This is a genomic window from Acidithiobacillus sulfurivorans, assembly GCF_018853815.1.
Classification (GTDB): Bacteria; Pseudomonadota; Gammaproteobacteria; order Acidithiobacillales; family Acidithiobacillaceae; genus Acidithiobacillus; species Acidithiobacillus sulfurivorans.
Genome location: NZ_JAAOMP010000093.1, coordinates 1 through 4,264, shown reverse-complemented (window position 1 = coordinate 4,264; position 4,264 = coordinate 1). Strand labels below are relative to the sequence as shown.

Annotated in this window: 6 protein-coding genes; 1 reads left to right on the top strand and 5 read right to left on the bottom strand. The window is 50.8% G+C overall.

From position 1 onward, the window contains the following. Window positions 1-43: 43 nt before the first annotated feature. Genes HAP95_RS08225 through HAP95_RS08215 form a run of 3 tightly spaced genes read right to left on the bottom strand, consistent with a single transcriptional unit; the run spans window position 44 to window position 2,275 of the window. Entirely contained in the window at window positions 44-766 is a 723-nt protein-coding gene (locus HAP95_RS08225) for an oxidoreductase (RefSeq protein ID WP_215883781.1), read from the bottom strand. 52 nt (window positions 767-818) lie between these two features. Next, the gene (locus HAP95_RS08220) at window positions 819-1,802 is read right to left on the bottom strand and encodes an aldo/keto reductase (RefSeq protein WP_215883780.1); all 984 of its coding nucleotides are present in this window, start codon (window positions 1,800-1,802) and stop codon (window positions 819-821) included. A 38-nt stretch (window positions 1,803-1,840) separates the two neighbouring features. Then, a complete protein-coding gene (locus tag HAP95_RS08215) occupies window positions 1,841-2,275 on the bottom strand; it encodes a (R)-mandelonitrile lyase (protein ID WP_215883779.1) in 435 nt (144 codons plus the stop codon). Window positions 2,276-2,369: 94 nt separating this feature from the next. Between HAP95_RS08215 and HAP95_RS08210 the strand changes: the two genes are divergently transcribed. Then, a complete protein-coding gene (locus HAP95_RS08210; protein WP_226832657.1) occupies window positions 2,370-3,257 on the top strand; it encodes a LysR family transcriptional regulator in 888 nt (295 codons plus the stop codon). Between the two features lie 396 nt (window positions 3,258-3,653). Here HAP95_RS08210 and HAP95_RS08205 read toward each other — a convergent pair whose 3' ends face one another. Together HAP95_RS08205 and HAP95_RS08200 are read right to left on the bottom strand one after the other, a co-directional pair. Beyond that, window positions 3,654-4,046 (bottom strand): type II toxin-antitoxin system VapC family toxin, encoded by a 393-nt coding sequence (locus HAP95_RS08205; RefSeq protein WP_215883778.1) that lies wholly within the window; start codon window positions 4,044-4,046, stop codon window positions 3,654-3,656. Beyond that, on the bottom strand, window positions 4,043-4,264 hold a 222-nt coding region (locus tag HAP95_RS08200), incomplete at its 5' end, for an antitoxin (protein ID WP_215883777.1). The genes HAP95_RS08200 and HAP95_RS08205, both read right to left, overlap by 4 nt.

Sequence of the window (4,264 nt, the reverse complement as noted above, 5' to 3'; positions counted from 1 at the left end):
CCTAACCCTGCCGGATGATCAACAGACCGCCGCCTGATCTATGTCAGAAAATGCTCATACACCAGATTTGACTATAGCTCAGGAGCACCTTTGCAGCACGTGCAGGATCACCAGGCTGAGTTCCATCTGTCTTGTCCTGGGTTTTGCGGCGTGGGCCTACGGTTTCATCGTAATCACTGATCATCGTCTTACTGCCGACAAGAGATCGTCCAGCAAAATCAGTGCGAAATGCGCCTGGTTCGACGATCAATACCCGAATTCCAAGCGGGTCGACCTCTTTACGAAGCGCATCAGACAAGCCTTCAAGCGCGAACTTTGTCGCTGAATAATAGGCGGATCCCGGCATAGCCAGCCTGGCTCCGATGGACGTGATGTTGACGATAGTGCCGCAATGTCGGGCACGCATACCTGGAAGTACTGCCTTGATCATGGAAACTGCGCCAAAAAAATTCGTAGCAAAAAGATTTGCTACTTGGTTACTATCTCCTTCCTCGACGGCCGCTCGATAACCATAGCCAGCGTTGTTGATGAGCACATCAATGGCGCCAAAACGCTGTTCAGCCTGTTTGACTACCTTTTTAATCATCATCTCATTGGTAACATCGAGCGATGCAACCAATGCATTTTTTGGGTAACTTGCTGCAACATCCTGGAGTGTTGCTGGATTTCGTGCGGTGACTACGACGTTAAAACCTGCCGCAAGCGCAGTTATTGCTAGTTGCCGACCCAAACCACTCGAACAACCGGTAATAAACCATGTCGCCATAATGTTCTCCTGTACTCTTCTGATGTTGGTGCTTCAACGTATTTCCCTGAATCTAATTCCCTACTCGTTCCTGAAGTGCTGCCGGGTAACGGTCACCCTGAATCTTCACTTGAGCCAAGGCGTTGGCAATCTGTTGTACATCTTTTTCAGACAAAACCACCGTGGCTGCTGCCAGATTTTCTTCCAGTCGATGCAGTTTTGTGGTTCCTGGTATGGGTACAATCCATGGTTTTTGAGCCAACAACCACGCCAGCGCTATCTGCGCGCGCGTTACTTGTTTCTCTTGCGCAATGTCACCCAGCAGATCTACCAGAACATGATTTACCTTGCGGCTGTCTTCGCTGAAACGTGGTACGACATTACGAAAGTCGTTTTCGGCAAACTGGGTGCTCTCGTCAATAGCTCCAGTCAAGAAGCCTTTACCGAGCGGACTGAAAGGAACGAACCCAATCCCCAACTCTTCAAGCGCTGGCAGCAACGATTGCTCCGGTTCGCGCCACCACAATGAGTATTCACTTTGCAAGGCGCTTACTGGCAGTATGGCGTGGGCACGACGGATAGTACTGATGCCGGCCTCCGATAAGCCAAAGTGTTTCACCTTACCCTGGTCAATCAAATTGCGAACGGTACCCGCCACCTCTTCAATGGGCACATTAGGATCCACCCGATGTTGGTAGAACAGGTCGATGCAGTCCGTCTTCAATCGCTTGAGTGCGGCATCTGCCACGGCACGGATATTTTCAGGGCGGCTATCGAGACCTTTGGCGACGTCACCTTCCGCAAAACCAAACTTCGAGGCAATGACCACCTTCTGCCGAAAGGGGGCTAGAGCTTCGCCCAGCAGTTCTTCGTTCGCAAATGGACCATAGGCCTCAGCGGTATCAAAAAAGGTGACACCTAGTTCATATGCTCGGCGAATCAGATGAATAGCCTGCGTTTTATCCGCTGCGGGTCCGTAACCATAACTCAGACTCATGCAGCCTAGGCCTATAGCCGATACCATAGGCCCATGCTGACCCAATTGACGTTGTTCCATGATTTTTATCCTCTTCGAAAAGGTTATCGCCTGGTGGGCTAAACCTGATAGTCCGACTCGTCGACCTTTTCCATCCACTCCACGGCGTTCCCTGCTTGTTGTTCTTGTACCGCAATATGCGTCATGGCTGTCTCGGGCGCAGCACCATGCCAATGCCTGACTCCAGGAGGGATGGTAACCACATCCCCAGCACAGATTTCCTGGATGGCACCGGCCCAACACTGGACGCGTCCGCATCCTGCCGTCACTATCAGTGTCTGGCCCAAGGGATGGCTGTGCCATGCTGTGCGTGCTCCGGGTTCAAAAGTGACATAAGCTCCAGAAGCCCTTGCGGGTTCAGGAGATGAAAACAATGGATCAACCCGAACAGACCCGGTAAACCATTCTGCCGGACCAGGATATGAAGATTGCGAACCGCAGCGCTGTACCTGCAATATCTTGCTGTTCGAGGCATTTTTTAGCGATGGCATCATCTGCTCCTTCTGAATAGACAGGAACTATCTTAATGGATTCGTTTTTTTTGATTAGTGGGTATAATCAGAATGACCTCATGAGTAAATTTCATTAATGCCCAGTGAAGACTTAAATGACTTGGCCGCCTTTGTGGCTGTAGCCCGCGAACAGAGCTTTACCCAAGCGGCCCGACAAATGGGCGTATCACAATCCGCTTTAAGCCACCGCATGCGCGCTCTGGAAACTCGGCTGGGGGTCCGCTTGCTCACCCGGACTACCCGAAGTGTTTCTCCGACAACAGCAGGAGAACGACTGCTTCAACATTTAGCGCCCCGACTGGAAGAAATACAGGAGGAATTAGCTTTTCTTCGCGAATCGCGGGAAAAACCGGCGGGGATTATCCGGATTACCACTGCAGAGCATGCCGCCAATACGATTTTATGGCCAAAATTAAGTCGGATTCTGCCGGAATATCCGGATCTTCAAGTAGAAATCAACATTAATTATGGCTTCACCGATATTGTCACGCACCGCTTTGATGCCGGAGTGCGGCTGGGGGAAAGTCTGGAAAACGACATGATCGCCGTACCTATCAGTGCTCCCATGCATATGGCCATCGTTGCAACCAATGAATACTTTGCGAAAAATCCTCCCCCTTTGACTCCTCAGGATCTGGCCGCGCACTCATGCATCAATTTGCGCTTACCGCACGGAGGATTGTTACCCTGGGAATTAGAAAGCGCCGGACACGCGCTCTCAGTGCATGTTCAGGGTCAATGGGTTTTCAATAGTAGTACGCCGATCTTGCGGGCAGCACTCGCTGGGCTTGGATTGGCCTATGTACCCGAGGATGTAGCCCTGGAACATATTCATCAAGGGCATTTGCAACGAGTGCTTGAAAAGTGGTGTCCAGAATTTGCTGGTTATCATTTGTACTACCCCAGCCGTAGGCAAAATTCTCGTGCATTAGCCGTCATAGTAGAGGCTTTGCGCACGTTTTAAACGTAAAAGTCAGAGCTGTGCGTGCAAACTGCTGCTTTCCCCACAATGTTAATCAGCGCCCGCCCTTAGCCACAAGGTGTCAGCATCAGGTTTTTACCATCCCATTTTGCTAAAATTAATCATTAGATTATTGAAAATAATGACATTATAAAAAGTCTAATGTTTTCAAATTTAAGCATTCCAGACACTTTCTGCTGAAAACTGGCTAATCACAAGCGCAGCTTGACAGAAAGTGATAAATTCGCCAGTTCAAGGGTGGGCTTGCCACACTACTGCGGAATCGAAAAATCAATGACCGCTCCCAGTCTGGACCGGCCCTTCAACAGAAAATCTCTACAGGAAGCCTTTGACAGGGGTTGAAAAGCCCGTTGATGATCAGGAAGTGCAACTTCGCCATCATGTCACCCAATTCTCGACGACCAGTCCTGCACCGACATAGAGATCGAAATCGGCCGTGTTGTTGGTCACCAGCGTAATTCCCAGCGATAAAGCATGCGCGGCAATCATGCGGTCAAAGCTGCTCTTTCTGGCTGGAAACTGACGGGAGAGCTTTCCGAAGAGGTCTGCTGCATCCACATCAAAATTATTGACGATCAGGCTGCTCAAGAGCGTGGCCATTTCGAACTGGCTGTTATGCACGTCCAGGCCACAACACAACTCAGCCCAGGTGATCGAACTGATCCCAATTTCACCGGGCTTGCAGGCCGCAAAGCGCCGGATGACTGATGCGGGCTGCTCCTTCATGAGGTAGATGCAAATGTTGGTGTCCAGCAGGTAGCGCAGTATCACCAGGATCTTTCCGTCTCGATAAACTCCGGGCGCTCGCCGGTATGCTGCGGGCGCAGCGCGGCGAACAGTGCCGGAAGCGATTGGAGTGAATCTTCTTCAGGCTCTACGATGAGCCTGTTTCCCTCTCGAATCACAACCAATTTGGTCTGTTTCGGGAAGGCCATACTCACAGGGATACGGACGGCAGGTGAATTGCCCGCCATGAATTGGCGGGTATG